This window comes from Microbacterium sp. NPDC055502 (genome assembly GCF_053643635.1).
In genome coordinates, this window is record NZ_JBSHKJ010000001.1 from 2,249,750 (window position 1) to 2,274,218 (window position 24,469).

Here is a 24,469-nt window from a genome sequence, read left to right on the forward strand (position 1 = left end):
CGACAAAGACCAGCATCCGGCGTCCGACGGAGAATATCTTGCGGGTTGAGGGAGCCATCAGTCAAAGATATGGCGTATGAGCGCAGTCTGGAAGCGGAACGACCTGCGCAGGACGGCGACGTCGTGGAATTCCGCTTCAACAACTGATGCGAGAAGTGGTCGTCGGTGTTCCTGGGAACGCTTAGAGTTCGATCATGGGAAAGCTGGAGTACAACAGCTCGCGGCCGCCGATCGAGGTCGACGACGACGTCCTGGTGCATCTGAAGATCGTGATCTCGACGAAGCTCCGCCGTCAGGAGAGCTTCATGATGACGTGGCCCTCGGGGAAGAAGCATCCCGGGCGCCTCTCGGCGTGGATGCACCCGAGCATCCCGCTGGTCCTGGAGTTCGACGAGGAGCCGCCGCCGAAGATCGACCCGGCGCGGCTCGAGCGCATGATGGAGCGCCTGAACGCCCGGGGCGAGCTCGTGCTCGACGAGCTCAGCGACGAAAGCTCGGCCTGACACGAGGTCGCGCGCGCGGGCTCACCCCTCCTCGCGCGCTTCGCCGGGCTCTCGCCAGCGCGGCTGCGACGGCTCGGGGGTGAGCGGGGACTCCGGTGGCGGCGTGGGCAGGGTCACGGGCTCGCCCGCGATGAGCTGCACCGCTCGGCCCGCGTGCCGCACCGTGACGGGGTCGCCCGCGCTCAGGCGGTAGGTCGTGTCGTCGGGCGTGATGTCGACATGCAGGATGCACCCGTGCAGGCGCACCCCGAACCCGAGCCGCGTGATGTTGCGGGGGAGCCGGGGGTGGAACGAGAGGCCGGCGTCGCTGTCGCGCATGCCCCCGTAGCCCGCGGTGATACCGGTCCAGATGCCCGCGAGCGCCGCGATGTGCAACCCCTCGGCGGTGTTGCCGTGGAGGTCGTCGAGGTCGAGCGCGGCGAGCTCCGCGAGGTACGCCGCGGCGAGGTCGAGGTGCCAGAGCTCCGCCGCGATCACCGCCTGCGCCATGGCCGAGAGTGAGGAGTCGCGCACCGTGAGGGCCTCGTAGTACGCGAACGCCCTGGCCTTCTCCTCCCGCGTGAACTCCTCGTGCTCCGTGTACAGCGCGAGCACCAGGTCGGCCTGCTTCGCGACCTGCTTGCGGTACAGGTCGAAGTACGGGAAGTGACTGTGCAGCGGGTACTGCTCGGGTCGCGTGGCGTCGAAGTCCCACACGGCATGCCGCGTCGACCCCGCGAACTGCTCGTGCACGCGGCGCCGCTCGTCGAACGGCACCGTCATCGCGTCAGCGGCGTCGTTCCAGCGCGAGACCTCGGCGTCGTCGACCCCGAGCCGCTCCGCGACCTCGATGTGGCGTCGGGCCGCGGCCACCGCACCGCGCAGGTTCCGTCGCGCCGCCAGGTTCGTGTAGGTGTTGTCGTCGACGATCGCGGAGTACTCGTCAGGGCCGGTGACCCCGTCGAGATGGAAGCCGCCGTCGTCGTCCCAGCGGCCGAGCGACAGCCACAGCCGCGCGGTCTCGATCAGGATCTCCGCGCCGGCGTCGCGCTCGAAGTCGCGGTCTCCCGTCGCCCTGACGTACTGCATCACGGCGCCGGCCACCGCCGCGTTGATGTGGAACGCCGCCGTGCTGGCCGGCCAGTAGCCGGAGCTCTCGCGTCCGTCGATCGTGCGCCAGGCGAAGGTCGCCCCGTCCAGGTGCAGAGTGCGCGCGCGTTCGCGGGCGTGATCGAGCGTCGCGTACCGCCAGCGCAGCGCCTGCAGGGCCGCGTCGGGCGCGGTCGAGGTGAGCACGGGGAGCACGAACGCCTCGAAGTCCCAGAACGTGTGCCCCTCGTACCCGGAGCCCGTGAGCCCCTTGCCCGGCACGGAGCGCACCTCGGCACGCGCCGCCGCCTGGAACACCTGGAAGAGCGCGTACCGCACGCCCTGCTGCAGGCGGGGGTCGCCATCGACCCGCACGTCGCCGCACTCCCAGTACGCGTCGAGCGCCTCGCGCTGTCCCGTCGCCACCGCCTCCCATCCGAGGCGCACGGCCTCCTCGACGGCCTCGTCCGCGCGGTCGCGGAGCGTCTGCGGCGAGAGCGAGTCCGACCACTCGTGGCCCACGAACTTCACGACCTCGAGCTCCTCGCCCGCCGCCAGCGCCACGTGGACGCGGGTGCGCGCCAGGTCGCGGTCGGCCTCCACGGTGACCGTGGGCGCGGTGGTGGCGGTCGAGGAAACCGTGTGATCGGTGCTCACCGCCACGTGGATGCCGCTGCGCCTGGTGCGGTGCAGCAGCGTGGCGCGCGACCCCAGCACCGCGGAGTCCACGGCCTGGAGCGGGCGGGAGAGCAGCTCCTGCACACGGGGATCGGCGTGCGGCGACGGCAGCGGCTCGTTCGCCAGCACCTCCGACAGGACTGTGACGGCCACGGGCTCCAGGGCCGTCACGCGATACCGGACAGCGGCGAGCGAGCGGTGTCGCAGCGAGACGAGCCGGGTGGACGCGACCTGCACGCGCCGACCCTCCGCCGACTCCCACTCCAGCTCGCGGTGCAGCGTCCCGTCCCGCAGATCGAGGCGCCGCTCATGCCGGTGCACCGTGCCGTGCTCCACATCGAACGGCTCATCGTCCACGAGCAGACGGATGAGCTGCCCGTTGGGCACGTTGATCACGCTCTGCCCGGTCTCCGGATAACCATAGCCGTCCTCGGCGTACGGCATCGGATGGTCCTCGAAGACCCCGTTGAGGTAGCTGCCGGCGACCCCGCGCGGGTCGCCCTCGTCGAGGTTGCCGCGCCAGCCGACGTGCCCGTTGGAGAGTCCGAACACCGACTCCTCCTGCGCCAGATGCTCGACATCCACTCCCGTGACGCTCACCGACCACGGTTCGACGCGGAACGCCGCCGTCATGCCCGTGCGGTCCGGACGTCTCGCGGACGGCGGGGCCGTTCGGGGAGGTGCGGGGCGGGGCCGACGTGGAGCATGGCGTTTCCTTCTGCCGAGGACCGGGAGCTGCGACGCTAGCGCGGGGTCCTCACGGGGACGAGGGAGTTGCGCCGAGCCCGGCGCGTCGGGTAGACGACGGCCCCCCGCGCTCGCGCCTCGGGCGACGGCGAGCGGATAGCCGGTGCTCGCCCCCGCCGTCAACCCCTGGTCCCCGCCCCGTGGTGCAGACCAGGGTGGTCGCATGGCGGAGGATTCTCAGGAGAACACGGACCCGATCGCTGGCTTCCTGCGCGCGAACCTCGATGAGATCGTCGACCGGCTCTCCGCCTGGGTCGCGATTCCCTCGGTGTCGGCGGACCCTGACAGGCGGCAGAACATGGAGCGCTCCGCCCGATGGATCGCGGGGGAGCTGCGCGACGCGGGACTGCGCACGACCCTCCTTCCGGTCGGCGAGTCCGTGACGGTGTACGGCGAGAGCGCGCCCGTCCCTGGGGCTCCCACCGTGCTGGTCTACAGCCACCACGACGTACGCCACGCCAAACCGGAGGAGTGGAGCGAGACCGCGCCGTTCACCCCCGTGCGCCGCGACGGACGACTGTACGGCCGCGGGGCGTCGGACGCGAAGGGACAGGTGCTCGCGCACGTCTGGGCGCTGCGCGCCGCTGCCGCTGTCGACGGCGCGCTCCCGCGCGTGAACCTCAAGCTGCTGATCGACGGGGAGGAGGAGATCGGATCGCCGAACCTCCGCCGTCTGCTCGACGAGGAGCCGGAGCGCTTCGCCTGCGATCTCGTCGTCTTCTCCGACACGATCCAGTGGCGGGTGGATGCCCCCGCCCCGGTGACCTCGATGCGCGGCACCCTGACGGCGACGCTCACGATCAGGGGACCGGAGCGCGACGTGCACAGCGGTGTCGCGTCCGGGGTCACGCTCAACCCGGCGCTCGTGCTGTCCCGCGTGCTCGGCGGACTGCATCACCCGGACGGGCGCATCGCGATCCCCGGCTTCCATGACCGCGTCGCCGAGACCTCCGCCGAGCGCAGGGCGGAGTTCGCCGCCCTGCCGTTCGACGAGCAGGACTGGATCACGCGCACCGAGACCCGGGCGATCGTCGGCGAGGACGGGTTCACGCCGCTGGAGCGTCTGTGGACGCGTCCGGCGATCGAGGTCATCTCGCTGCTCGCCGGCGATCCGGACGGCATCGAGCGATCGGTCATCCCGCGCGAGGCCACGGCATCGCTCAGCGTGCGGACCGTGCCCGACCAGCGCATCCCGGACATCGCGGACCTGCTCCGCTCCCACGTGGCCGCCGTGATGCCCGACGGGGCGACCTACACGCTCGAGGTCGACGAGGACATCGCCCAGGAGCCGTACGTCTCGCCCCCTGGCGAGGTGACTGACGCGCTCGAACGGGCCCTCGGCCGCGGATTCGGCATCCCGGTGCAGGGTCGCATGGGCAACGCCGGGGGAGGCCCGGCCGACTGGCTGTCGCGACACCTCGACGCTCCCGTGCACTTCCTCGGCACGGGTCTTCCCGAGGACCACTGGCACGCGAGCGACGAGAGCCTCGACCTGCGGATGTTCGTGGCCGGTGCCGCGACGCTCGCTCACCTGTGGCGTGAACTGGGGCGCCCACGATGACTCCGCCGGGGGTCGCGAGGAGGAGGCGCGGCCCCCGGCGGGCTACGCTGGACGCAGGCGGTCTCGGCCGCGGCGCGGGTCGCAGGAGCCCGGCGTGGACGACCGCCTGCGTTCCTGACACCGACGGCACGAGGAGACCGACGCCGATGACCGACACCCAGATCTTCGAGCCAGACGGCCGCGCCATCCCCTTCGTGGACGAGGGCGACGGACCCGTCAAGCTGGTGCTCATCCAGGAGCGCGACCTGGCCGCCGACGTGCTCGGCGTCGTGGGGCACTACCTCGCCGAGGAGGCCGGATTCCACGTGCTGCGCATCGGCCACCGCGCGGACGGCGTCGACGCCTCGCTCGACGACCGCGTGGCGGACGCGCTCGCCGTGATCGACCACGTGGGCCTCGAAGACACCTGGATCGGCGGACACGGCTTCGGAGGCACGGTCGCCCGCTCCTTCGCCGTCGCGCACCCCGACCGGGTGAACGGGCTGGCGCTGCTGGGGGTGGAGGACGTGGAGGTTCCGCTGGCTCCGGTGATCCCGGTGCTGCTGATCCAGGGGACCGACGACACGGACACCCCGGAGGCGAACGCCGAGCGCCTGCAGGCCGCCGCTCCCGAGCGTGCGAGCATCAAGCGGATCGACGGCGGAGGCCACCTCTTCCCCATGACGCACCCGATCGAGACCGCCGTGGTGCTGGAGGAGTACCTCGACTGGGACTGAACGCACGGATGCCGCGACCGAGTCGGCCGCGGCATCCGGAGTCCGTGGGTCAGGCGACCTGCGGGAGCACCGCGAAGGAGACGGAGCCCTCGTCGTCGACTCCCGCGTCGAGGATCTTGTCGTCGAGAGCGGCCGCGGCCGCATCGTCGAGGAACAGGCGCGTTCCCTGGATCTCCACCACCTGATCCGCCGGTTCCGGGTCGGCCGTCACGGCGACGGCGAGGTGCGCCGCCCCTGCGTCATCCTGAGCCGGGGCGGAGTGGATCCGCAGACCCGCGTCCGGCGCGTCGTTCTGTCGACTCACGAGGGTCGAGACGATGGCGGTGGCGTTGTCGGTGAGGGTGAGCACGAAGCTCTCCTTTCCGGTCGGGTCGTGCCGCGGTCGCGACACGTGCTTCCACGATCCCCGTCACCGCCGCGAGCCTCCACCCCCTTGCGTCATCCGAGCCTCGCGTTTACTCTCGCAGCCGCTTGCGCAGGAACACCTGCGCGGTGCCGTCCCCGTCGGGCACGCGCTCGTGCTCGACGTAGCCGCACGACTCGTACAGCCGGATGTTCGCCTCGCTGAGGCTCCCCGTGAACAGCTCGGCGACCGGTGCCCGCGACGCCTGCTCCGCGGCTTCCAGCAACCGGCGGCCGATGCCCTCGCCCTGCATGTCGGGCGCGATGGCGATGCGCCCGATGAGCAGCAGGTCGTCCTTCTCGACGTACCGGATCGCGCCGACCAGCCGTCCGTCGATGCGAGCCGTGAAACCGGACTCGGACCGCAGCTCGGCCTCCAGCTCCGCGAGCGTCTGGGTCAGCGGCGGCATGTCCACGCTGCCGTAGATCGCCGCTTCCGACACGAAGGCCGCGCGCTGGACGGTCAGCACCTCGCCCGCGTCGGCGTCGCTGATAGGCGAGATCACGATCTCGGGGCCCTCGTTCTGTTCGGTGCTGGTCACGGTTCCGCCTCTCTCTGCGTCCGGGGGACTCCGCCACGTTCGACCGTGAGCCCGGCGAGTGTCAACCCCCTCGATCCGGCCAGGCGCGGGCGGCTACGGTCGCGGCAGGAGGTCACACCATGGCAGACACCAAGACGAAGAAGACCGGCGGCGCGAAGAGCGGCGCGAGCACGCGGGCCAAGACCACCCGGCAGCAGAACGCGGAGAAGGGGTTCACCGCTTCGCCCACGCTCGCCGCGAACCTGCAGGCGGTGCTCGTCGACCTGATCGAGCTCTCGCTGCAGGGCAAGCAGGCGCACTGGAACGTCGTGGGCAGGAACTTCCGCGACACGCACCGCCAGCTCGACGAGATCATCGAGGACGCGCGCACGTTCAGCGACACCATCGCGGAGCGGATGCGCGCGCTGCACGCGGTGCCGGACGGTCGCAGCGCCACCATCGCGAAGACCACCACGCTGCCCGAGTTCCCCACCGGCGAGGTCTCGACCACCGAGACGATCGACCTCGTGACCGAGCGGCTCGAGGCGACGGTGGCCACGCTGCGCGGGGTGCACGATGACGTGGACGAGGAGGACCCCACCTCGGCCGATCTGCTGCACGCCGTGATCGAGCGCCTGGAGCAGTTCGCCTGGATGGTGAGCGCCGAGAACCGCAGCCCCGCCGGCCGCTGAGGACCGGAGTGGAGAGCCATCGCCGTCGCCGTCGCGCACCCGCGCGCGGCGGCGGCGATCAGGTGTCGGCGCGAGCCCTCGCACGCGCGCGACGCAGGAATCCCGGCAGCGCCATCCACAGTCCCGTGACCAGCACGAGCGCCGCGATCAGCGCGACGAGTCCGGCGGTGCGGTTCACGGTGAAGTCGACGATGAGCGTCGTGACACCGATCGTGAGCGCACCGATCACCACCAGGTCCACCTTCACGATGCGCGCCGCGATACGGACGAGCTCCGGCTTCTGCCGGGTGCCGAACAGCGCCCGGTGCATGCCGACCGGAGCGAGGGCGAGGATGGTCGCGATCGCGGCCAGGGCCACCAGCACCACGTACAGATCGCGCTGCAGCTCGTCCATGTCGGTGAAGCGCGGCTGGAACGCCACGGCGAGCAAGAACCCGGTGAGGATCTGCGTGCCGGTCTGCATCACCCGCAGCTCCTGCAGCAGCTCATCCCAGTTGCGGTCGGCGCGCTCGTTCGGGGTCTCGTCACGGCCGTCGTCGCGGTCATCCCGATCGTCCGGGCCACGGCGTGCATCTGCTGTCATAGCCTCAGTCTCGTGGCGCGGCTCCGGTCGTGTCCAGAAGGTTGCGCCCCGGCTCGTCGCCCCCTTTCGAAAGGACTCGAAATGACGCTTCCCCCGATCGACGAGTGGTGGCCGGAGCTGTCCGACGACGCGCGCCGTGCGGTCATCGGCAGCGGATCCCGGCACCTGGACGAGGATGTGCGCGAGGAGATCCGGGAGATCACGGGCGCCGTGGTCGGCATGATCGAGACGCTGTCCGAGGACGACCTCGCGTACGCGCGGAAGCACGCGCCGGACGACGAGTGAGCGCGCGGGAGACCCGGGGCGGTCAGGCGCTCTCGGTCTCCTCGCGCAGCCGCGGCTCGGTCCGCCGCTCGGGACGGACGCCGTGCTTGTCGGCGTAGAACGCGCGGATGCGGTCCATGTCGGCGGAGACGTCGCCGGTCAGCTCCATCGTGGGGCCGAGCCCGGTCGTCATGGTCGCGCGGTCCACGAAGCCCAGGGTCACGGGCATGCCGGTCTCCCGTGCGATGCGGTAGAAGCCCGACTTCCAGTACGCGTTCCCGCCGCGGGTGCCGTCGGGCGTCACCACCAGGCCGAACACGGTCCCGGCGTGCACCTGCGCGACCACCTCGCCCACGACCCTCGCTGGGTCGGCGCGATCCACGGGGATGCCGCCGAGGCGTCGCATGATCGGGCCGCGCCAGCCGTGGAACAGGCTCTTCTTGCCCAGCCAGTGCACGTCGATGCCGAGCCGCCAGGCGATGGCGAGCATCAGGACGAAGTCCCAGTTGGAGGTGTGCGGGGCGCCGATCAGCACGGTGGGGCGGTCCGGCGCGCGGCCGCCGGCGAGCGTCCAGCGGCTGAACGCCCAGAACACGCGGGCGAGGAGTCGTCTGAGCATCCGTCCACGCTAGGGGAGCGGCCTATCGATCGGCTGGCGGTGCAGAGCCATCGGTCCGCCTCGCCGCGGTGCCACCGGTCAGGGCTTCGGTGACCGCGACGCTCAACCCCGGCATCGGATCCACCGGCACAGCGAGGGCCTGCAGCGCCCGGCTGAAGTAGTTGCGCGCCGCCGCGGCGAGGGTGATGTCGACGATCTGCCGGTCGGAGAACCCCGCGTCGCGCAGGCGCTGCGAGTCGGCGTCGGTCATGGCCTCCGGCTCGCGGGAGAGCCGCTCGGCGTACCGGATCACCGCCTGCTCCGCCGGGTCGAAGGCGCTGTCGTCGCCCTCGCCGAACGCGGCGAGCCCGGTCTCGTCGACCTGGCCGATGCGCACCGCGCGGCGTCCGTGCGCCAGGAGGCAGTGCGGCGACCCGATCGCGCGGGCGGCGCCGAGCGTGGCCGCCTCGTACACGCGGACGCCGATCGACGGCACCACCGCGTGGACGAGGGCCTCGAAGGCCGCGTAGGCCTCCGGGTTCACGGCCATCGCCTGGGTGTGGGCGAAGACGAAGCCGTCCTCGGCGATGTCGCTGTCGTACATGGCGGCGACGGGACCTTCGGCGGTGGCCGCCATCGGGGTGCGGATGATCATGTCGACTCCCTCGTCCGGGCCCGCCGGAGGGGCGTTGACCCGCATCACCCGGAAGGATACGCCCGACTGCGCACCGCGGGTAGGGCCGCGGAGCCGTCCCTCTCCGGCGGGCGTACCATCGAAGGATGACCGAGAAGACGCCGCGCAACGCCGAGCAGGAGACCGCGCCCGTGCTGCAGCCGCTCCCCGCCGCGCTCGAGGTGCTCGACGGGGATGCCGTCGGCTTCTGCAGCAACGGCGTCTGCCACCTCCCCGCGCCGTCGACGCGGTAGGCGACAGACGCCGTCACACCCGAGCGGTGTCAGTGGCCCCCGTGGCCGGCCTCACCGGCATCGTCGGCGGGCTTGCGCACGAACGGGCTGAGCGCCACCGCCGCGAGCGAGATGATCGCCGCGATGAGGAACGCCATGCGTGCACCGGGTGCCCCCGCGACCGCCCGCGACAGACCCTCGTCTTCTCCCGCGTGCAGGATCGCCGAGTACGTGACCGTGAGCAGCGCGACTCCGGCGGCACCGCCCACCTGCTGCAGCGTGTTGAGGACGGCCGAGCCGTGCGAGTACAGCGACCGGTGCAGCGAGCCCAGCGACGAGGAGAACAGCGGGGTGAACGACATCGCGAGTCCGACCGACATGGCCGCCTGCACGATGATGAGCAGCCACCACACGGTGTGCTCGCCCACGGTGGAGTAGAAGAACAGTGCCGCCGAGACCAGGACGGTGCCGGGGATGAGCAGCGGGCGCGTGCCCTTCGCGTCGTACACGCGGCCCATGACCGGACCGAGCAGGCCCATCAGGACGGAACCCGGGAGCAGGATCAGCCCCGACTCCAGCGCCGTGAGACCCGCCACGTTCTGCAGGTACTGCGGGAGCAGCGTGAGCGTGCCGAACATCGACAGCGCCAGGATGGTCATGATGATCACCGCGAGCGAGAAGTTGCCGACGCGGAACACCCGGAGGTCGAGCAGCGCGTCGTCCACGCGCTGCAGCACCAGCTGACGCCACACGAACAGCGCGAGCGACACGGCGCCGACCGACAGCGCGATCACACCCGCCGTGCCGCCGGAGCCGCCCTCGCCGCCGAACTGGCTGAGTCCGAACACGATGCCGCCGAAGCCGAGCGCCGCGAGCGGGATCGACAGCACGTCGAGCGGAGCCTTGCGGGTCTCGCCCAGGTTCGTCATCCACTTCACGCCCATGCCCAGCGACACGAGGGCGATGGGCAGCACGATCGCGAACAGCGCCCGCCAGTTGAACGCATCGAGCACGGCGCCGGCGAGCGTCGGGCCGATGGCGGGGGCGAGCGAGATCACGAGGCCGACCCGGCCCATCATGCGGCCGCGCGACTGCGGCGGCACGACGTTCATGATCGTCGTCATCAGCAGCGGCATCATGATGCCGGTGCCCGCGGCCTGGATCACCCGGCCGACCAGCAGCACCGAGAAGCCGGGCGCGACCAGCGCGACCAGGGTGCCCAGCGAGAAGGCCGTCATCGCGGCGATGAAGACCTGACGGGTCGTGAAGCGCTGCAGGATGAAGCCGGTCGTCGGGATGACGACCGCCATGGTGAGCATGAAGGCGCTCGTGAGCCACTGCCCGAGCTCGGGCGGGATGCCCAGGTCGGTGTTGAGGTGCGGGATCGCGATCCCCATCGTGGTCTCGTTGAGGATGGCGACGAAGGCCGCGACGAGCAGGAGCCAGATCACGCGCATGTCGCGGCGGGGGATCTCACCGCCCTGTGCGGGAGGCGTCGAGATGGAGCCGGTATCGACGGCAGACATGGGCGGCCTCCAGGGCATCGAGGGGGAAGGAAGGCGCGAGAGTTCGCAGGAGTCACTCAGCGTAACGGGTGCCGCGGACATTTCATTCCGATCCCTGTGATATCCGCTCAGGGCGGAGATCCGCGGGCGGCGACGTCGGCGCCCGTGGGTACGCTTGCGCCATGAGCATGGGCGGTATGGGCGGCGGGCCACGGGCCGGGTTCCGCGGGGTCGACGAGGAGGCCCAGCGCCGCCAGAACGCCGAGGCTCCCCGCATCGAGGGCCTGGGCAGCCGCGTGGTCGCGCTGTTCAGCGCCTACCGGTGGCGCATCCTCGTGACGGGCGTGCTGGTGGTCGTGGGAGCGGGCATCGCGGTCATCCCGCCGCTGCTGGTGCAGCGCATCTTCGACGACGCACTCTTCCCGGTCGACGGCGGGGGCCCTCACCTGCAGCTGCTGGCCTGGCTCGTGGGCGCGATGGTCGCCCTGTTCCTGCTCTCGGCCGGACTCGGCGTCGTGCAGACGTGGCTCACCGCGACCGTCGGCAACAGCGTCACGGGCGACCTGCGGGTGCGCCTGTTCGAGCATCTGCAGGCGATGGAGCTCGGGTTCTTCACCCGTACCAAGACCGGGGTCATCCAGTCGCGCCTGCAGAACGACGTCGGCGGGGTGTCCGGCGTGCTCACCAACACCGTCACGAGCATCCTCGGCAATGCCGTCACCGTGATCGCCTCGCTCGTCGCGATGATCCTGATCGACTGGCGCCTCACCCTGATCGCGGTCGTGCTGATGCCGTTCCTCGTGCTCGTCCAGCGCCGCGTCGGCCAGGTGCGGGCGCGCATCGCGGGGGAGACGCAGGAGTCGCTGTCGGAGCTCACGTCGATCACGCAGGAGACGCTGAGCGTGTCGGGCATGCTGCTCTCCAAGGCGTTCAACCGGCAGCGCACCGAGTCGGAGCGCTACCAGGCGGAGAACCGCAACCAGGTGGCCCTCCAGGTGCGCCGCGCGATGAGCGGTCAGGGCTTCTTCGCGGTCGTGCAGGTGATCATGGCCAGCGTCCCCGCCGTCATCTATCTCGTGTCCGGGTTCTTCATCGCGGGCGGCACCGGTGCCATCACCGCCGGCACCATCGTGGCGTTCACGACCGTGCAGGCCCGGCTGCTCATGCCGCTGATGGGGCTCATGCGCGTCTCGCTCGACCTGCAGACGTCGTCCGCCCTGTTCGCGCGCATCTTCGAGTACCTCGACCTGGTGCCGGAGATCACCGACGCGCCGGACGCGATCACGGTCGACCGGGCGCCGGGGCCGCGCGGGCGCGTGGAGTTCGACGACGTGGTGTTCCGCTACCCGGATGCCGCGCCCGACGCCCGACCCACGCTGCACGGCGTGTCGTTCGTGGCGGAGCCGGGGCAGCACGTGGCGTTCGTCGGGCCGTCCGGGGCGGGCAAGACCACGATCATCTACCTCGCACCGCGCCTGTACGAAGCCACGGAGGGCACCGTCCTGTTCGCCGGCGCCGACGTGCGCACGCTGCGGCAGGAGTCGATCATCGACGACGTGGGCATCGTGTCGCAGGAGACCTACCTCTTCCATGCGACCATCCGCGAGAACCTCCTGTACGCCAAGCCGGACGCGACCGAGCAGGAGCTGATCGCCGCCTGCACCGCGGCCAACATCCACCACATCATCAGCGGGTTCGAGAAGGGCTACGACACCGTGGTCGGCGAACGCGGCTACCGGTTGTCCGGCGGGGAGAAGCAGCGGATCGCGATCGCGCGCGTCCTGCTCAAGGACCCGCCGGTGCTGCTGCTCGACGAGGCGACCTCGGCGCTCGACACCGTATCGGAACGCGTCGTGCAGGAGGCGCTGGACGAGGCGGCGAAGGGACGCACGACCCTCTCGATCGCACACCGGCTGTCCACCGTCATGGGCGCCGACGTGATCCACGTGATCGATGCCGGCCGCATCGTCGAGTCCGGTACGCACGCCGAGCTGCTGGCGCAGGGCGGGCTCTACGCCGAGCTCGCGGCGCAGCAGGTGGCGGCCTCGCGCGTGCTCACCGTCGAGGCGGAGATCGAGGAAGACGACGCGGGGGAGCCCGCGACCGGGGGCGTGCGGGCGGCGCTCGACGCCCGCCGTGCCGACCGCGCACCGGACGACGCGGCTGCGGCGGACGCCGTCACCACACTCGCGACCGCGGCTCCGCTGATCACGCCGTCCGCACCGGCGGCGGCCACCGGGGTCACGACGCCCGCCCCCGACGAGTCCGCCCTCCCCGAGGCCTGAGCGCCAGGCGGCGGCGTCAGTGCACGGACAGGCCGCCGTCGACGAACAGCGAGTGCCCGGTGACGTAGGCCGAGCCCGCACCGGCGAGGAACACCGCGGCGCCCGCGAAGTCGCTGGGCAGTCCGTTGCGTCCGATCATGGTGCGCGCGGCGAGGGCCGCGATGGTGTCGGGGTCCTGCTGCAGCCGGGCGTTCAGCGGGGTGAGCACGAACCCGGGCACCAGGGTGTTGCTCGTGACCCCGGTGCCGCCCCAGGCCTCGGCTTCGGAGCGCATGAGCGACTCGACCGTGCCCTTCGACGCGCCGTACACGCCGCTGCCCACGAAAGCCCGGTGCGCCTGCTGCGAGCTGATGTGGATGAGCCGTCCGTAGCCGCGGGACGCCATGCCCCTCGCGTACCGCTGGCCGAGCAGGAACGGCGCCAGCGCGTTGACCGTCATGGTCGCGTCCCAGTCGTCCTGCGTGATCTCGGCGTAGGGCGGCCGGAGGTTGATGCCCGCCGAGTTCACCAGGATGTCCGGCTCGCCGAACGGCTCCGCGGCCGCGGCGGCCGCGGCGTGGATGCCGTCGCGCGTGCCCAGGTCGCCGACGACCCCGGCCGCGCGGGCGCCGTGACCGCGCAGCTCCTCGACGGTTTCGCGGATGCGCTCCTCGCCACGGGCGACGATCACGGTCGCGGCGCCCGCGCGGGCGAGTGCGGTGGCGATGCCGCGGCCGATGCCGGAGCTGCCGCCGGTCACCACGGCCGTGCGACCGTCGAGCGAGAACAGCGAGTCGAGGTAGGCGTTCATGCGGGCGGCCTTTCGGGGGTCGGGCTCACCAGTTCAGGGCGTCGGCGAGCGCGGGATCGGGAGCGGCGTCGGCGAACTCCGGCAGCGCCCGCAGCTCGGCCAGGAACGCCTGCACCTCGGCGTCGTACGCCGGGTCGGGGTGCGTACGGGCGATGTCGAGCAGGGGAGGGACGTCCATCGCCAGGATGAGGTCGAGGCGGGCGGTGACGGCGGCGTGCTCCCCGGCGGCGTGCAGCACCGCGATCCCGCCGCGGAGGGCCGTGAGGTAGTCGCGGAGCACGGGGAGCTGGGCCTTGCTCTGCGTGATCGACGTGCCGTCGGCCCTGACCCGCCACTCGACGACGACGTCGGGGATGACGTCGAACGCCCCGGCGCGGGTGTACAGGGTCTGCGCGACGACCTGGTCCTCGTAGGCGACGCCCTCGGGGAAGCGGAGGTCGGTCCACAGCGGGGTCCTGCTCACCTTCGACCACGCGACGATGTTCGACGCGGCCGCGGGGTGCTCGGCAAGCGTGGTGCCGCGTCGCTCGGGGGCGGTGGCGGCGGCGACCCACGGCTGCACGCGCCCCGCGACGTAGCGGTCGCCCTGCCACCGCGACCGCACGTACGCGCCGGCGGCGAGGTCGCTCCCGGTCTCCTCGAGCGTGCCGAGCAGCCGGGCGAGCGCCGTGGGGCGCAGTTCGTCGTCGGCGTCGAGGAACCCGGTGTACGGGGTGTCCACGAGCGAGAGGCCCACGTTGCGCGCGGCACCGAGGCCGCGGGAGGCGGCGTGACGCATCGACGTGAACCGCGGATCCGCGGCCGCGGCGGCGTCGAAGATCGCGCCCGTGTCGTCGGTCGAGCCGTCGTCGATGAGGATGGCACGCCAGCGTCGCTCGGTCTGCGCGCGCAGCGAGTCGAGCGCGGCGCGGGCGAAGGCGGCGATGTCGCGTCCTGGCACGACCAGGGTCACGAGCGGGGCGTCGGTCACCAGCCGAGTCTAGAGCCGCAGCTCACCCCCGGACGGCGTCCACGGAGGCGGCGACGAGGGCGGCGAGGCGCTCCGGCGCGTCGTCCGGGAGGGGGGCGCGCCCGAACGTGAAGCGCACCGAGGTCTGGGCGACCGCGGGGTCGAGGCCGCACGCGAGCAGCACGTGCGACGGCTCGTCGCTGCCCGCCGCGCACGCGGAGCCGCTGGACGAGATGACGCCGCGCCGCTCCAGCTCCAGCAGCACCGCCTCGCCGCTCACCCCCGCGATCGTGAAGCTGGCCGTGGCGGGCAGACGGCGCACGGGGTCACCCGTGAGCGCCGCCTCCGGCACCCGCCTCAGCAGCTCGGCGATGAAGCGTCCGGTCGCGGCGCCGATCCGCGCCCCCGCGACCTCGCGTTCCCGTTCGGCGAGGTCGAGCGCGGTCGCCAGGCCCACGGCGCCCGCGACGTCGGCGGTGCCCGAGCGGCGCCCGCGCTCCTGTCCGCCGCCGTGCAGCAGCGGCTCCAGGGGCAGGCGGCCACGCACCGCGAGCGCGCCCGTGCCCTTGGGGGCGCCCAGCTTGTGCCCGGCGATCGACACCGCGTCGGCGCCGAGGTCGCGCAGCGGCAGCCAGCCCGCCGACTGCACGGCGTCGAGGTGCAGCGGCACTCCCCGCGCACGGGCGACCGCGGCAAGGGCCTCGACGTCCTGCACCGTGCCGATCTCGTTGTTCGCGTGCCCCAGCGCGACCAGTGCCGTGTCATCGCGGAGCGCGGCGGCGAGGGCCTCGGTGGTGACGCGGCCGTCCGGCCCCACGTCGAGCGCCGTCACCTCCACGTCGTGGAACCGCGCGAGGAACGCGGCCGACTCCAGGATCGACTCGTGCTCGATCGGCGACACCACGACGTGCCGGCGCCCCGAGCTCAGCGCGCCGAGCACCAGTCCCTTCACCGCGAGGTTGTTCGCCTCGGTGCCGCCGCTGGTGAACACGACGTCGCCGCGGCGCATCCCGAGCACGTGCGCGACCCTGGCCCTGGCGTCCTCGAGGGCCTCCGCCGCCGCCTCTCCCGCGGTGTGGTGGCTGGCGGGGTTGCCGTACACCGTCGTGAGGTACGGCTGCATCGCGGCCAGCACCTCCGGGCGGACGGGGGAGGTGGCGGCGTGGTCGAGGTACAGCACGGCGTCAGTCGATCCGCAGATCCAGGCCGAGATCGAGCGCGCGGGCCGAGTGGGTGAGCGCCCCGACGGAGATGATGTCCACTCCCGTGCGGGCGATCGCGGACACGGTGTCGAGGTCGACGCCGCCCGAAGCCTCCGCGGTCGCGCGACCGTCGATCAGCGCGACACCGGCGCGCAGCTCGTCCGGGGTGAAGTTGTCCAGCAGCACCGTGTGCGCGCCGCCGTCGAGCACCGCGGGGATCTGGTCGAGCCGGTCGACCTCGACCACGACGTGCGCGGTGTGCGGCAGTCGCGCCACGGCCTCGCGCAGCGCCGACGCCAGGTCGAGACCGGTGCGCTGCAGCATCGCGAGGTGGTTGTCCTTCGCCATGACCGCGTCGGACAGGGAGAAGCGGTGGTTGCGGCCACCCCCGCAGGCGACGGCGTGGCGCTCGAACGCCCGGAGCCCCGGGGTGGTCTTCCTGGTGTCGGCGATGCGGGCGCGCGTGCCCTCGACCGCCGCGACGTACGCGGCGGTGAGGGTCGCGATGCCCGACATGCGCTGCGTGAAGTTCAGCGCCACCCGCTCGGCGGTCAGCAGGCTGCGGGCGGCTCCGGTCACGGTCGCGAGCACGTCACCCGCAGCGAACGCGTCGCCCTCGCCCACGTGCAGGTCCACGGTGACCTCCGGGTCGGTGAGGGTGAAGGCGGCGGCGAACACCTCTCCGCCGCTGAACACCCCGGGCTCGCGGGCGACGAGGTCGGCGGTCGCGGTGGCGTCGGCGGGCAGCAGCGTCGCACTGGTCAGGTCGCCCCACGGGGCGTCCTCCTCCAGGGCGGCGCCGACCACGCGGGTGAGGGTGGCACGGGTGAGCATCAGACGGTCTCCAGGATCGGGGGACGGGCGGTGGCGGGGGCGGCGGGCTCCGCGTCCGCGCGGTGGTGGGCGCCGACCGAGATGCGGCGCGCCAGGGCAGCGGCGGCCGTGGCCTCCGCGACGTGCAGCAGGTGGGCGTCCTCGTGGTCGCGCGCGCTCTGCGGCGGCTGCTGCGCGATGATCCAGCCGCGGATGGTGCCGAGGGCGCGCTCGAGTCCCCGCGCTGTGCGGTGGAGTCCGACCTCGTCCCACATCAGCTGCTGCAGGGCGCGGCGCGCGAACGGCGGGGTGCCGGTGGTCGCCGTCGGCTCCGGGGCGGGTGTCGCGGTCGCCCGCGGCGTCGTGGGGCCGGGGTGGACACCGGCGGGCCAGGGACCGGCGAGGGCCGTAGCCGCCCGTGCGCCGAACACCGCACCCTCCAGGAGGGAGTTCGACGCGAGGCGGTTCGCGCCGTGCACCCCGGTACGGGCCACCTCGCCCACCGCGTAGAGCCCGCGGATCGTGGTGCGTCCGTCGAGGTCGGTCACGACGCCGCCCATCAGGTAGTGCGCGGCCGGGGTCACCGGGAGCGGCTCGCGAGACCAGTCGAAGCCCCGCTCGCGGGTCACGCGGTCGATCGTGGGGAAGCGGCGCGCGAGGGTCGCAGCTCCGAGCATCGTGGCGTCGAGGCGCACCGGCACGTCCTGTCGCGCGGCCTGTGCGGCGATCGCCCGCGCGACCACGTCGCGCGGCGCCAGCTCGCCGTCGGGGTGGCTGTCGAAGACGAACCGCCGTCCGTCGGCGTCGAGCAGCACCGCCCCTTCGCCGCGCACGGCCTCCGAGATGAGGAACGCCGGGCCGCTCGCGAGCACGGTGGGGTGGAACTGCACGAACTCCAGGTCGGCGACCGCGGCCCCCGCGGCCAGGGCCACGGCGATCCCGTCGCCCGTGACCCCGGCGGGGTTTGTGGTGTGGGCGTACAGCTGTCCGTCGCCCCCGGTCGCGAGGATCACGGCGTCGGCGGTCCGCACGGTGGGGTGGCCGTCGTGGAGCAGCTCCACGCCGCGCACGGTGCCGTCCGCCACGGTGAGCCCGGTGAGCATCGCCCGTTCGACCAGGGCCATTCCCGCCCGGCGCACGGCCGCGGTGAGGGCGGTCGCGATGGCGGCACCCGTGGCGTCTCCGCCCGCGTGGAGGATGCGCGCGTGGCTGTGCGCCGCCTCCCTCCCGCGCTGGAGGCTGCCGTCGGCGGCGCGGTCGAACGCGACGCCCCGGGCGATGAGCTCCGCGATGCGGGCGGAGCTCGCGGCCACGAGCGTCTCGACGGCGGGGCGGTCGCCGAGTCCGGCTCCGGCGGTGAGGGTGTCGTCCGCGTGCGCGGCCGGGGAGTCGTCCGGCCCGTAGCCGCCCGCGATCCCGCCCTGCGCGAGCGGTGTGCAGCCCTCGCCGACCTCGCCCTTCGTCACGAGCGTCACGGTGTGGCCCGCCTCGTGCGCGTGCAGGGCCGCGGTCATGCCCGCGATGCCCGCTCCGACGACGACGACGTTCATCGCGTGCCGGCTGCTGGGGGCTTGGCGGCGAGCATGCGCTCGAGGGCGACCCTGGCCGGTTCCGCGACGTCCTGGGCCACCGTGATCCGGTTGGGCGTGCGTCCCGCGACCAGCTCCTCCAGCGTCCAGGCGAGGTAGCCGGGGTGGATGCGGTACATGGTCGAGCAGGGGCACACCACGGGGTCGAGGCAGAAGATCCGGTGCTGCGGGTACTGCGCGGCGAGGCGGCGCACGAGGTTGATCTCGGTGCCGATCGCGAACGTCGTCGGCGTGGTGGCCTCGTCGATCGCGCGGCGGATGTACTCGGTCGATCCGGCCTCGTCGGCGGCGTCCACCACCTCCATCGGACACTCCGGGTGGACGATCACGCGCACGCCGGGGTGCTCGGCGCGGGCCTGGTCGATCTGCGCGACCGTGAAGCGGCGGTGCACGGAGCAGAAGCCGTGCCACAGGATGACGCGCGCGTCGCTGAGCTCGTCGGGCGTGGAGCCGCCCAGCGCTCGCCGCGGGTTCCACAGCGGCATGCGCTCCAGCGGCACGCCCATGGCCTTGGCGGTGTTGCGGCCGAGGTGCTGGTCGGGGAAGAACAGCACGCGCTGTCCGCGCGCGAACGCCCATTCGAGCACGGTGTGCGCGTTGGAGGAGGTGCAGACGATGCCGCCGTGTCGCCCGACGAAGCCCTTGATCGCGGCGGACGAGTTCATGTAGGTGACGGGGATCACGGGCACGCGGCCGTCCGCGTCCGGCGTGTCGAGGTCACCCAGCACGTCGGCGAGCTGCTCCCAGCACTCCTCGACCTGGTCGATGTCGGCCATGTCCGCCATCGAGCATCCGGCGGCGAGGTTCGGCAGGATGACGGACTGCTCGGGGCGCGACAGGAGGTCGGCGGTCTCGGCCATGAAGTGCACACCGCAGAATACGATCGCCTCCGCGTCGGTCCGGCCCTTGGCGGCCGTGGCGAGCTGGAAGGAGTCGCCCACGTAGTCGGCGTGCGTGACGACCTCTTCGCGCTGGTAAAAGTGCCCGAGGATCACCACGCGGTCGCCCAGGGTCGCCTTGGCGGCACGGATGCGGTCGTGGAGCTCGGCCTCCGGTGCCTCGCGGTATTCGGCGGGCAGTTCGCCCTGGCGGGGAGCGCCGGTGGGGATCACATCGCCCATGGACGACCCCGGGCCGTAGCCCGGGCGGATGTCGAAGTCCCAGGGGCCGGCCGCGAGGTCGGTGGTGCAGGTGGCCTCGGTCGACGCGCCGGTGACGATCGCCTGGATCGCGTGGTCGACCGAGGCGTCCACGGGCAGGACGGCGGGAGTCGGGACGGCGGTGATGCTCATCGGGTGCTCGTTTCTTCGGGGCCGAGGGGGCCGCGGTCGGCCAGCTCGACATCGGTGTTGTCGCGGTACAGACGGGCGGGACGGTGGCTTCCGGTGCGGAACCGGTCGGTGGGCAGGAGGTTGCCGGCGGCCTCCACCTGACGGCGGAAGTTCGCGGGGTCGAGCTGGCGGCCGAGGATCGACTCGTACGCCTCGCGGAGCTCGGCGAGCGTGAACTCCTCGGGCAGGAAGCCCTGTGCGACGCGGCTGTAGCCGACCTTGTTGCGCAGGCGCCACAGGGCGTACTCGATGATCTTGGCGTGGTCGAACGCCAGTGCGGGGAGCTCGTCGACCTCGAACCACTGCACGTTCTCCGGCGCGCGTCCGCTGGCGCGGTGGGCGGCGATCTGGGCTTCGACGTCGTCCTGTCGCAGCAGCGCCCAGTACACGATCGAGACGACGCGCGTGGGGGAGCGGTCGACGGCGCCGAACGCGTAGAGCTGCTCGAGGTAGCTGGGCGCGAGGCCCGTGGTCTCCGCGAGCGTGCGGGCGGCGGCGTCGACCGGGGATTCCTCGGCGGTGAGCCAGCCGCCGGGGAGCGCCCACTGCTGCGCGAACGGCTCGCGCGTGCGGAGCACGAGGGGGAGGGCGAGCACGGCGCGGCCGTCGTCGGTGCGCCGCAGCGTCAGGATCACGGTCGAGACGGCGACGCGGATGGGCTGGCTTCGAGTCATAGGCACCTTAACCTCCGTGAACGATCTTAGTGTCATAGCGACCCTTAGGGCGACTCCATGACGCCGTGGGTCCAGCGAGTCCGAAACGTTATCTGCGGGAGGGAATAGGGCTTGTCCGGCCTGATGGGGTTTGTTAGGTTACTGTCCTAACAAACCCCTTCGAGGTGACGTCCGTCTCCTCCTCCCGGGTTTCCCGTGAACCCCGACCGGGGTTCGGCTCCATCCGGAGAATCCCTCCTGCAGTGCAGCACCGAGAGGAAATGAAGAATGATCCGTAAGGGAAAGCGCGGTATCGCGCTCACGGCGGTCGCGGGGGCCTCGGTCCTCGCGCTGGGACTCACCGCCTGCGGTGGCGGGGGAGGCGAAGGCGGCAACGCCGACGGCGACCGCGCCCTCCGCGTCTGGGCCGGCAGCCAGACGCCGATCACCGCGAACTACAACCCGTTCGCCCCGACCGTGCTCCACGGCGCGCTCGGCCCGATCTACGAGCCGCTCTTCTTCTACAACAAGACGAAGGACTCCGAGCCCGTCGGCCTGATCGGTGACTCGTTCGAGTACAACGAGGACGGCACGCAGATCACGGTCAAGATCAAGCCCGACCTCAAGTGGAGCGACGGTGAGCCGCTCACTGCCGATGACGTGGTCTTCTCGTTCATGTACGAGGCGAACAACCCCGAGGGCAACGGCCTCACCTCGGCCGAGGCCACCGACGACACGACCGTGGTGCTCACCTACTCGATCCCGCAGTACACCACCGAGTTCCAGCGCATGGGCTCGACCTACGTGCTCCCCGCTCACATCTGGTCGGAGATCGACGACTTCGCGAACTTCACGAACGAGGACCCCGTGGGCTCCGGTGCCTACGTCGTCGACAAGACGACAAGCGAGTCGTACACGCTGGTCGCCAACGAGAACTTCCGCGACGCCGACGAGCTCGGGGTGAAGAAGGTCCAGTACATCGCTGTCGACAACAACCAGACCGCGCAGGACCTGCTGGCCGCCGGCGAGCTCGACTGGGCCGGCATGTTCATCCCCAACCCGGACGACGTGACCGGCAACGGCAAGATCGAATGGATCAACACGCCGCAGGACCCGACGGTGCTGTACACGTGCTCGAACGCCGAGCTCGGCTGCACCGGTCCCCAGACCGACGTCGCCGTGCGCCAGGCGCTCAACGTCGCGATCGACCGCGCCACCATCAAGGACAAGGCGTTCGTCGGGCTCACCGGCGACATCTCGCCCGCGTACACGCTGCTGCCGCGCGACGAGAAGTGGCTCGCCGACCCGGCGAACGAGGTAAGCCCGCAGGAGGCCGACGCCGCCGAGGCCGGCTCGATCCTGGAGGCCGCCGGCTACACGAAGGGATCCTCGGGCATCTACGAGAAGGGCGGCGTGCCGATCGAGCTCAACCTGATCTCGGTCGACGGCTGGACCGATTATAACGATGCCGCGAAGCTCATCGCGGAGCAGGCGGAGAAGGCAGGCATCAAGATCACGCCCTCCACCGTGCAGTGGCAGGAATTCTCCGACGCGCGTCAGGGCGGCGGATTCCAGCTCATCGTCGGCGGTGTCATCGGCACTTCGGTCGCTGATCCGTTCCAGATCTACCGTGACTGGTTCGGTGGTACCGCGGTCGGCTCCACGGGACCGGTCGGCGCGGAGATCCCGCCCACCCGCTGGAACTTCAGCCGCTACGACAACCCCGTCGTTGACCAGGCCGTGCAGACGGCGATCGCAACGAACGACGAGGCCGAGCGGAAGGCGCTCTACGCCACCATCCAGACGGAGATCGTCCGCGACCTTCCGTACATCCCGCTGGTCGTCAACGCCACCCAGACCTTCTACAACACGAAGGACTTCACGGGCTGGCCGACGGAGGAGGATCTCTACGCCTTCCCGCCGTCCTGGGGTGCGATTGCGGCCGGCTACGTGCTGACGCAGCTGAAGCCGGCGAAGTAGGCGAGAGGAGTCAGGGGAAGCGGGAAGTCAGGAGCACTGTGACATGAAGTTCTATGCACGAAGAATCGGGTTCTACGCATTCACGCTGTGGGCCGCGATCTCCCTCAACTTCCTGCTTCCCCGGCTCATGCCGGGGAATCCGGCCGACATCATGATCGCCAAGATGCAGCGGGCGGGCGGCGAGGTCTCCGAGACCACGATCCGCAACATCCGCCTGCTGCTCGGCGGTGACGACTCCTCACTCTGGGAGCAGTACCTCGACTATTGGGGTCGCATCTTCACTGGCGATCTCGGCACCTCGGTCACCGACTTCCCGAAGCCGGTCGTCGAGCTCATCGCCGAGGCGCTGCCGTGGACGCTCATCCTGGTGGGCCTGTCGACCCTGATCTCCTTCGTGCTCGGCATCATCCTCGGTGCGTGGGCGGGGTGGAAGCGCGGCACCTGGGTCGACCACGTCATCCCCGCCACCACGGTCCTCCAGTCGATCCCGTACTTCTGGCTGGCTCTGATCCTGGTCGCGGTGTTCGCCGTCGGGCTCGGCTGGTTCCCCATCTTCGGAGGCTACGACGTCTTCGACTTCCCTTACGGCCCCGAGCCGACGTGGGCCTTCTTCACGGACGCCCTGTCGCATGCGGTGCTCCCCGCCCTCACGATCGTGATCAGCTCGGTCGGCGGGTGGATGTTCGGGATGCGCAACATGATGGTGTCCACCCTCGCCGAGGACTACGTCCTGACCGCGGAGGCGAAGGGGCTGCGTCCACGGAGGATCCTCACCGCCTATGCCGCCCGGAACGCCGCGATCCCGTCGATCGCCGGGTTCTCGATCACGCTCGGCTTCGTCGTCGCCGGTGCCATCGTGATGGAGCAGGTCTTCACCTATCCGGGCATCGGCAAGCTCATGTTCCAGGCGGTCACTGCCAACGACTACGCGCTCATGCAGGGCCTGTTCCTGGTGATCACCGTGACCGTGCTCGCCGCCAACTTCCTCATGGACCTCGTCTATGGCTTCATCGACCCGAGGGCTCGCCAGAATGTCTGACACGAAGAACCCGCTCCTCGTCGAGGAGACGCCCACCGTCGCCCCCCAGGGCACGCTCGCCGTGGCCACCCAGCGGCAGGATCGCCCACGGCGCCGCATCCTTCCCCGCACATCGCCCAAGTTCATCGTCGGCGCCGTCCTGGTGCTCGCGATCGTGCTGTTCGCGATCATCGCGCCGATCTTCTCCCAGAACCCCCGCAGCACCGACAACCCGGCGCTTCAGCCGCCCTCGCCGGAGCACTGGCTCGGCACGACCAAGCTGGGCAACGACATGTTCGCGCAACTGGCGATCGGAGCGCAGGGGTCGCTGATGGTGGGGGTCACCGCGGGCGGCATCGCGATCGTGCTCTCCCTGATCTTCGGCGTGCTGGCCGGGTACCTCGGCGGCTGGCGCGAGGATGTGCTGGCGCTGCTCACCAACGTGATGATCGTGATCCCGGGTCTTCCCCTCGTGATGGTGATCGCCTCGTTCGTCCCGCAGCGCAGCTGGCAGATGGTCGCCTTCGTGCTCGGCATCACGGCTTGGGCAGGTGCCGCCTACGTCCTCCGGCTGCAGACCCGATCCCTGCGCACGAGAGACTACGTGTACGCCTCGAAGGTGGCGGGGGAGCGATCGTTCCGCGTGATCCTGGTCGAGATCATGCCGAACCTGCTGCCGCTGCTGACGGCCCAGTTCCTGTTCGCGATCATCTTCGCGATCCTCGGCGAGGCGGGGCTCTCGTACCTCGGTCTCGGCCCGAACTCCTCGATCACCTGGGGGTCGATCCTGAACGACGCGCAGTCGGGGCAGGCTCTCGGGCGTGGCGCGTGGTGGTGGTTCGTGCCACCGGGCCTCATGATCGCGGTGCTCGGCGCCGGACTCGCCCTCATCAACTTCGCGATCGACGAGGTCATCAACCCGAAGCTGCGCAACGCGCCCGATGCGGCCCGCCGGGTGCGCAAGGCCGCCAAGACGAAGGGGGTCTCCGCATGAGCGACGCCGTCCTGACCGCGAGGAACGTGTCGATCGAGTATGAGGTGGATCCGCCGGTCAAGGCTGTCCGCGACGTGTCGCTGACGCTGAACCGTGGCGAGATCCTGGGGTTGGCGGGGGA

24 protein-coding genes are annotated in these 24,469 nt (G+C 71.4%); 10 read left to right on the forward strand and 14 right to left on the reverse strand.

Features of this window, described 5'->3' with window-relative positions:
- The first annotated feature begins 194 nt into the window (after positions 1-194).
- Positions 195-503 carry a DUF7882 family protein gene (locus ACWH95_RS10925; protein WP_136033498.1) on the forward strand — a complete coding sequence of 103 codons (309 nt, stop codon included), beginning with the start codon at positions 195-197 and terminating at the stop codon, positions 501-503.
- A gap of 21 nt (positions 504-524) precedes the next feature.
- Here ACWH95_RS10925 and ACWH95_RS10930 read toward each other — a convergent pair whose 3' ends face one another.
- On the reverse strand, positions 525-2,882 hold the full coding sequence (locus ACWH95_RS10930; protein WP_247638558.1) for a glycoside hydrolase family 65 protein: 2,358 nt from the start codon (positions 2,880-2,882) through the stop codon (positions 525-527).
- A gap of 277 nt (positions 2,883-3,159) precedes the next feature.
- On the opposite strand from ACWH95_RS10930, the gene ACWH95_RS10935 reads away from it, so the two are divergent.
- Both ACWH95_RS10935 and ACWH95_RS10940 read left to right on the forward strand, forming a co-directional pair.
- Positions 3,160-4,557, forward strand: coding sequence for a M20/M25/M40 family metallo-hydrolase (locus tag ACWH95_RS10935; RefSeq protein ID WP_454120644.1), 1,398 nt, complete (start codon positions 3,160-3,162; stop codon positions 4,555-4,557).
- A gap of 146 nt (positions 4,558-4,703) precedes the next feature.
- The gene (locus tag ACWH95_RS10940) at positions 4,704-5,273 is read left to right on the forward strand and encodes an alpha/beta fold hydrolase (protein WP_136036941.1); all 570 of its coding nucleotides are present in this window, start codon (positions 4,704-4,706) and stop codon (positions 5,271-5,273) included.
- Between the two features lie 49 nt (positions 5,274-5,322).
- On the opposite strand, the gene ACWH95_RS10945 is transcribed toward ACWH95_RS10940, so the two are convergent.
- Both ACWH95_RS10945 and ACWH95_RS10950 read right to left on the reverse strand, forming a co-directional pair.
- Positions 5,323-5,622 (reverse strand): Fe-S cluster assembly protein HesB, encoded by a 300-nt coding sequence (locus ACWH95_RS10945; protein ID WP_136033504.1) that lies wholly within the window; start codon positions 5,620-5,622, stop codon positions 5,323-5,325.
- 106 nt (positions 5,623-5,728) lie between these two features.
- Positions 5,729-6,217 (reverse strand): GNAT family N-acetyltransferase, encoded by a 489-nt coding sequence (locus ACWH95_RS10950; RefSeq protein ID WP_205814405.1) that lies wholly within the window; start codon positions 6,215-6,217, stop codon positions 5,729-5,731.
- Positions 6,218-6,336: 119 nt separating this feature from the next.
- Here ACWH95_RS10950 and ACWH95_RS10955 point away from each other — a divergent pair, with 119 nt between their 5' ends.
- Positions 6,337-6,888 carry a Dps family protein gene (locus ACWH95_RS10955; protein WP_136033507.1) on the forward strand — a complete coding sequence of 184 codons (552 nt, stop codon included), beginning with the start codon at positions 6,337-6,339 and terminating at the stop codon, positions 6,886-6,888.
- Between the two features lie 58 nt (positions 6,889-6,946).
- On the opposite strand, the gene ACWH95_RS10960 is transcribed toward ACWH95_RS10955, so the two are convergent.
- Entirely contained in the window at positions 6,947-7,471 is a 525-nt protein-coding gene (locus tag ACWH95_RS10960) for a DUF6328 family protein (protein ID WP_136033509.1), read from the reverse strand.
- An 81-nt stretch (positions 7,472-7,552) separates the two neighbouring features.
- Between ACWH95_RS10960 and ACWH95_RS10965 the strand changes: the two genes are divergently transcribed.
- Entirely contained in the window at positions 7,553-7,756 is a 204-nt protein-coding gene (locus ACWH95_RS10965) for a hypothetical protein (protein WP_136033511.1), read from the forward strand.
- 22 nt (positions 7,757-7,778) lie between these two features.
- Here the strand turns inward: ACWH95_RS10965 and ACWH95_RS10970 are convergent, their stop codons facing one another.
- Entirely contained in the window at positions 7,779-8,354 is a 576-nt protein-coding gene (locus ACWH95_RS10970) for a 1-acyl-sn-glycerol-3-phosphate acyltransferase (RefSeq protein WP_136036939.1), read from the reverse strand.
- A 22-nt stretch (positions 8,355-8,376) separates the two neighbouring features.
- Positions 8,377-8,988: a carboxymuconolactone decarboxylase family protein gene (locus ACWH95_RS10975; RefSeq protein ID WP_247638561.1), complete on the reverse strand. Its 612-nt coding sequence runs from the start codon at positions 8,986-8,988 to the stop codon at positions 8,377-8,379.
- Positions 8,989-9,113: 125 nt separating this feature from the next.
- Between ACWH95_RS10975 and ACWH95_RS10980 the strand changes: the two genes are divergently transcribed.
- Positions 9,114-9,260 carry a hypothetical protein gene (locus ACWH95_RS10980; protein WP_168387113.1) on the forward strand — a complete coding sequence of 49 codons (147 nt, stop codon included), beginning with the start codon at positions 9,114-9,116 and terminating at the stop codon, positions 9,258-9,260.
- Positions 9,261-9,289: 29 nt separating this feature from the next.
- Here ACWH95_RS10980 and ACWH95_RS10985 read toward each other — a convergent pair whose 3' ends face one another.
- Positions 9,290-10,765 (reverse strand): MDR family MFS transporter, encoded by a 1,476-nt coding sequence (locus ACWH95_RS10985; protein WP_136033517.1) that lies wholly within the window; start codon positions 10,763-10,765, stop codon positions 9,290-9,292.
- A gap of 167 nt (positions 10,766-10,932) precedes the next feature.
- Here ACWH95_RS10985 and ACWH95_RS10990 point away from each other — a divergent pair, with 167 nt between their 5' ends.
- The gene (locus tag ACWH95_RS10990) at positions 10,933-13,029 is read left to right on the forward strand and encodes an ABC transporter ATP-binding protein (RefSeq protein ID WP_454120665.1); all 2,097 of its coding nucleotides are present in this window, start codon (positions 10,933-10,935) and stop codon (positions 13,027-13,029) included.
- A 16-nt stretch (positions 13,030-13,045) separates the two neighbouring features.
- Here the strand turns inward: ACWH95_RS10990 and ACWH95_RS10995 are convergent, their stop codons facing one another.
- Genes ACWH95_RS10995 through ACWH95_RS11025 form a run of 7 tightly spaced genes read right to left on the reverse strand, consistent with a single transcriptional unit; the run spans position 13,046 to position 20,377 of the window.
- Positions 13,046-13,819 (reverse strand): SDR family oxidoreductase, encoded by a 774-nt coding sequence (locus ACWH95_RS10995; protein WP_206251529.1) that lies wholly within the window; start codon positions 13,817-13,819, stop codon positions 13,046-13,048.
- Positions 13,820-13,844: 25 nt separating this feature from the next.
- Complete coding sequence (locus ACWH95_RS11000) at positions 13,845-14,789, reverse strand: glycosyltransferase family 2 protein (protein ID WP_308194353.1); 945 nt, start codon at positions 14,787-14,789, stop codon at positions 13,845-13,847.
- Positions 14,790-14,811: 22 nt separating this feature from the next.
- Complete coding sequence (locus ACWH95_RS11005; protein ID WP_247638563.1) at positions 14,812-15,948, reverse strand: cysteine desulfurase family protein; 1,137 nt, start codon at positions 15,946-15,948, stop codon at positions 14,812-14,814.
- 4 nt (positions 15,949-15,952) lie between these two features.
- Positions 15,953-16,804, reverse strand: a complete 852-nt coding sequence (gene nadC / locus ACWH95_RS11010) for a carboxylating nicotinate-nucleotide diphosphorylase (RefSeq protein ID WP_454120645.1) — start codon at positions 16,802-16,804, stop codon at positions 15,953-15,955.
- Positions 16,804-18,333: an L-aspartate oxidase gene (gene nadB, locus ACWH95_RS11015; protein WP_454120646.1), complete on the reverse strand. Its 1,530-nt coding sequence runs from the start codon at positions 18,331-18,333 to the stop codon at positions 16,804-16,806. Before nadB ends, nadC begins: the two co-directional genes overlap by 1 nt.
- Entirely contained in the window at positions 18,330-19,664 is a 1,335-nt protein-coding gene (gene nadA, locus ACWH95_RS11020) for a quinolinate synthase NadA (RefSeq protein ID WP_136028550.1), read from the reverse strand. The genes nadB and nadA overlap by 4 nt, the downstream gene beginning before the upstream one ends.
- Positions 19,661-20,377 (reverse strand): NUDIX hydrolase, encoded by a 717-nt coding sequence (locus ACWH95_RS11025; RefSeq protein WP_136028551.1) that lies wholly within the window; start codon positions 20,375-20,377, stop codon positions 19,661-19,663. Before ACWH95_RS11025 ends, nadA begins: the two co-directional genes overlap by 4 nt.
- Positions 20,378-20,644: 267 nt before the next feature.
- Here ACWH95_RS11025 and ACWH95_RS11030 point away from each other — a divergent pair, with 267 nt between their 5' ends.
- Genes ACWH95_RS11030 through ACWH95_RS11040 form a run of 3 tightly spaced genes read left to right on the forward strand, consistent with a single transcriptional unit; the run spans position 20,645 to position 24,348 of the window.
- Entirely contained in the window at positions 20,645-22,336 is a 1,692-nt protein-coding gene (locus tag ACWH95_RS11030; protein ID WP_136028552.1) for an ABC transporter substrate-binding protein, read from the forward strand.
- A 43-nt stretch (positions 22,337-22,379) separates the two neighbouring features.
- Positions 22,380-23,375: an ABC transporter permease gene (locus ACWH95_RS11035; protein WP_136028553.1), complete on the forward strand. Its 996-nt coding sequence runs from the start codon at positions 22,380-22,382 to the stop codon at positions 23,373-23,375.
- On the forward strand, positions 23,368-24,348 hold the full coding sequence (locus ACWH95_RS11040; protein WP_454120647.1) for an ABC transporter permease: 981 nt from the start codon (positions 23,368-23,370) through the stop codon (positions 24,346-24,348). Before ACWH95_RS11035 ends, ACWH95_RS11040 begins: the two co-directional genes overlap by 8 nt.
- Positions 24,349-24,469 lie beyond the last annotated feature (121 nt).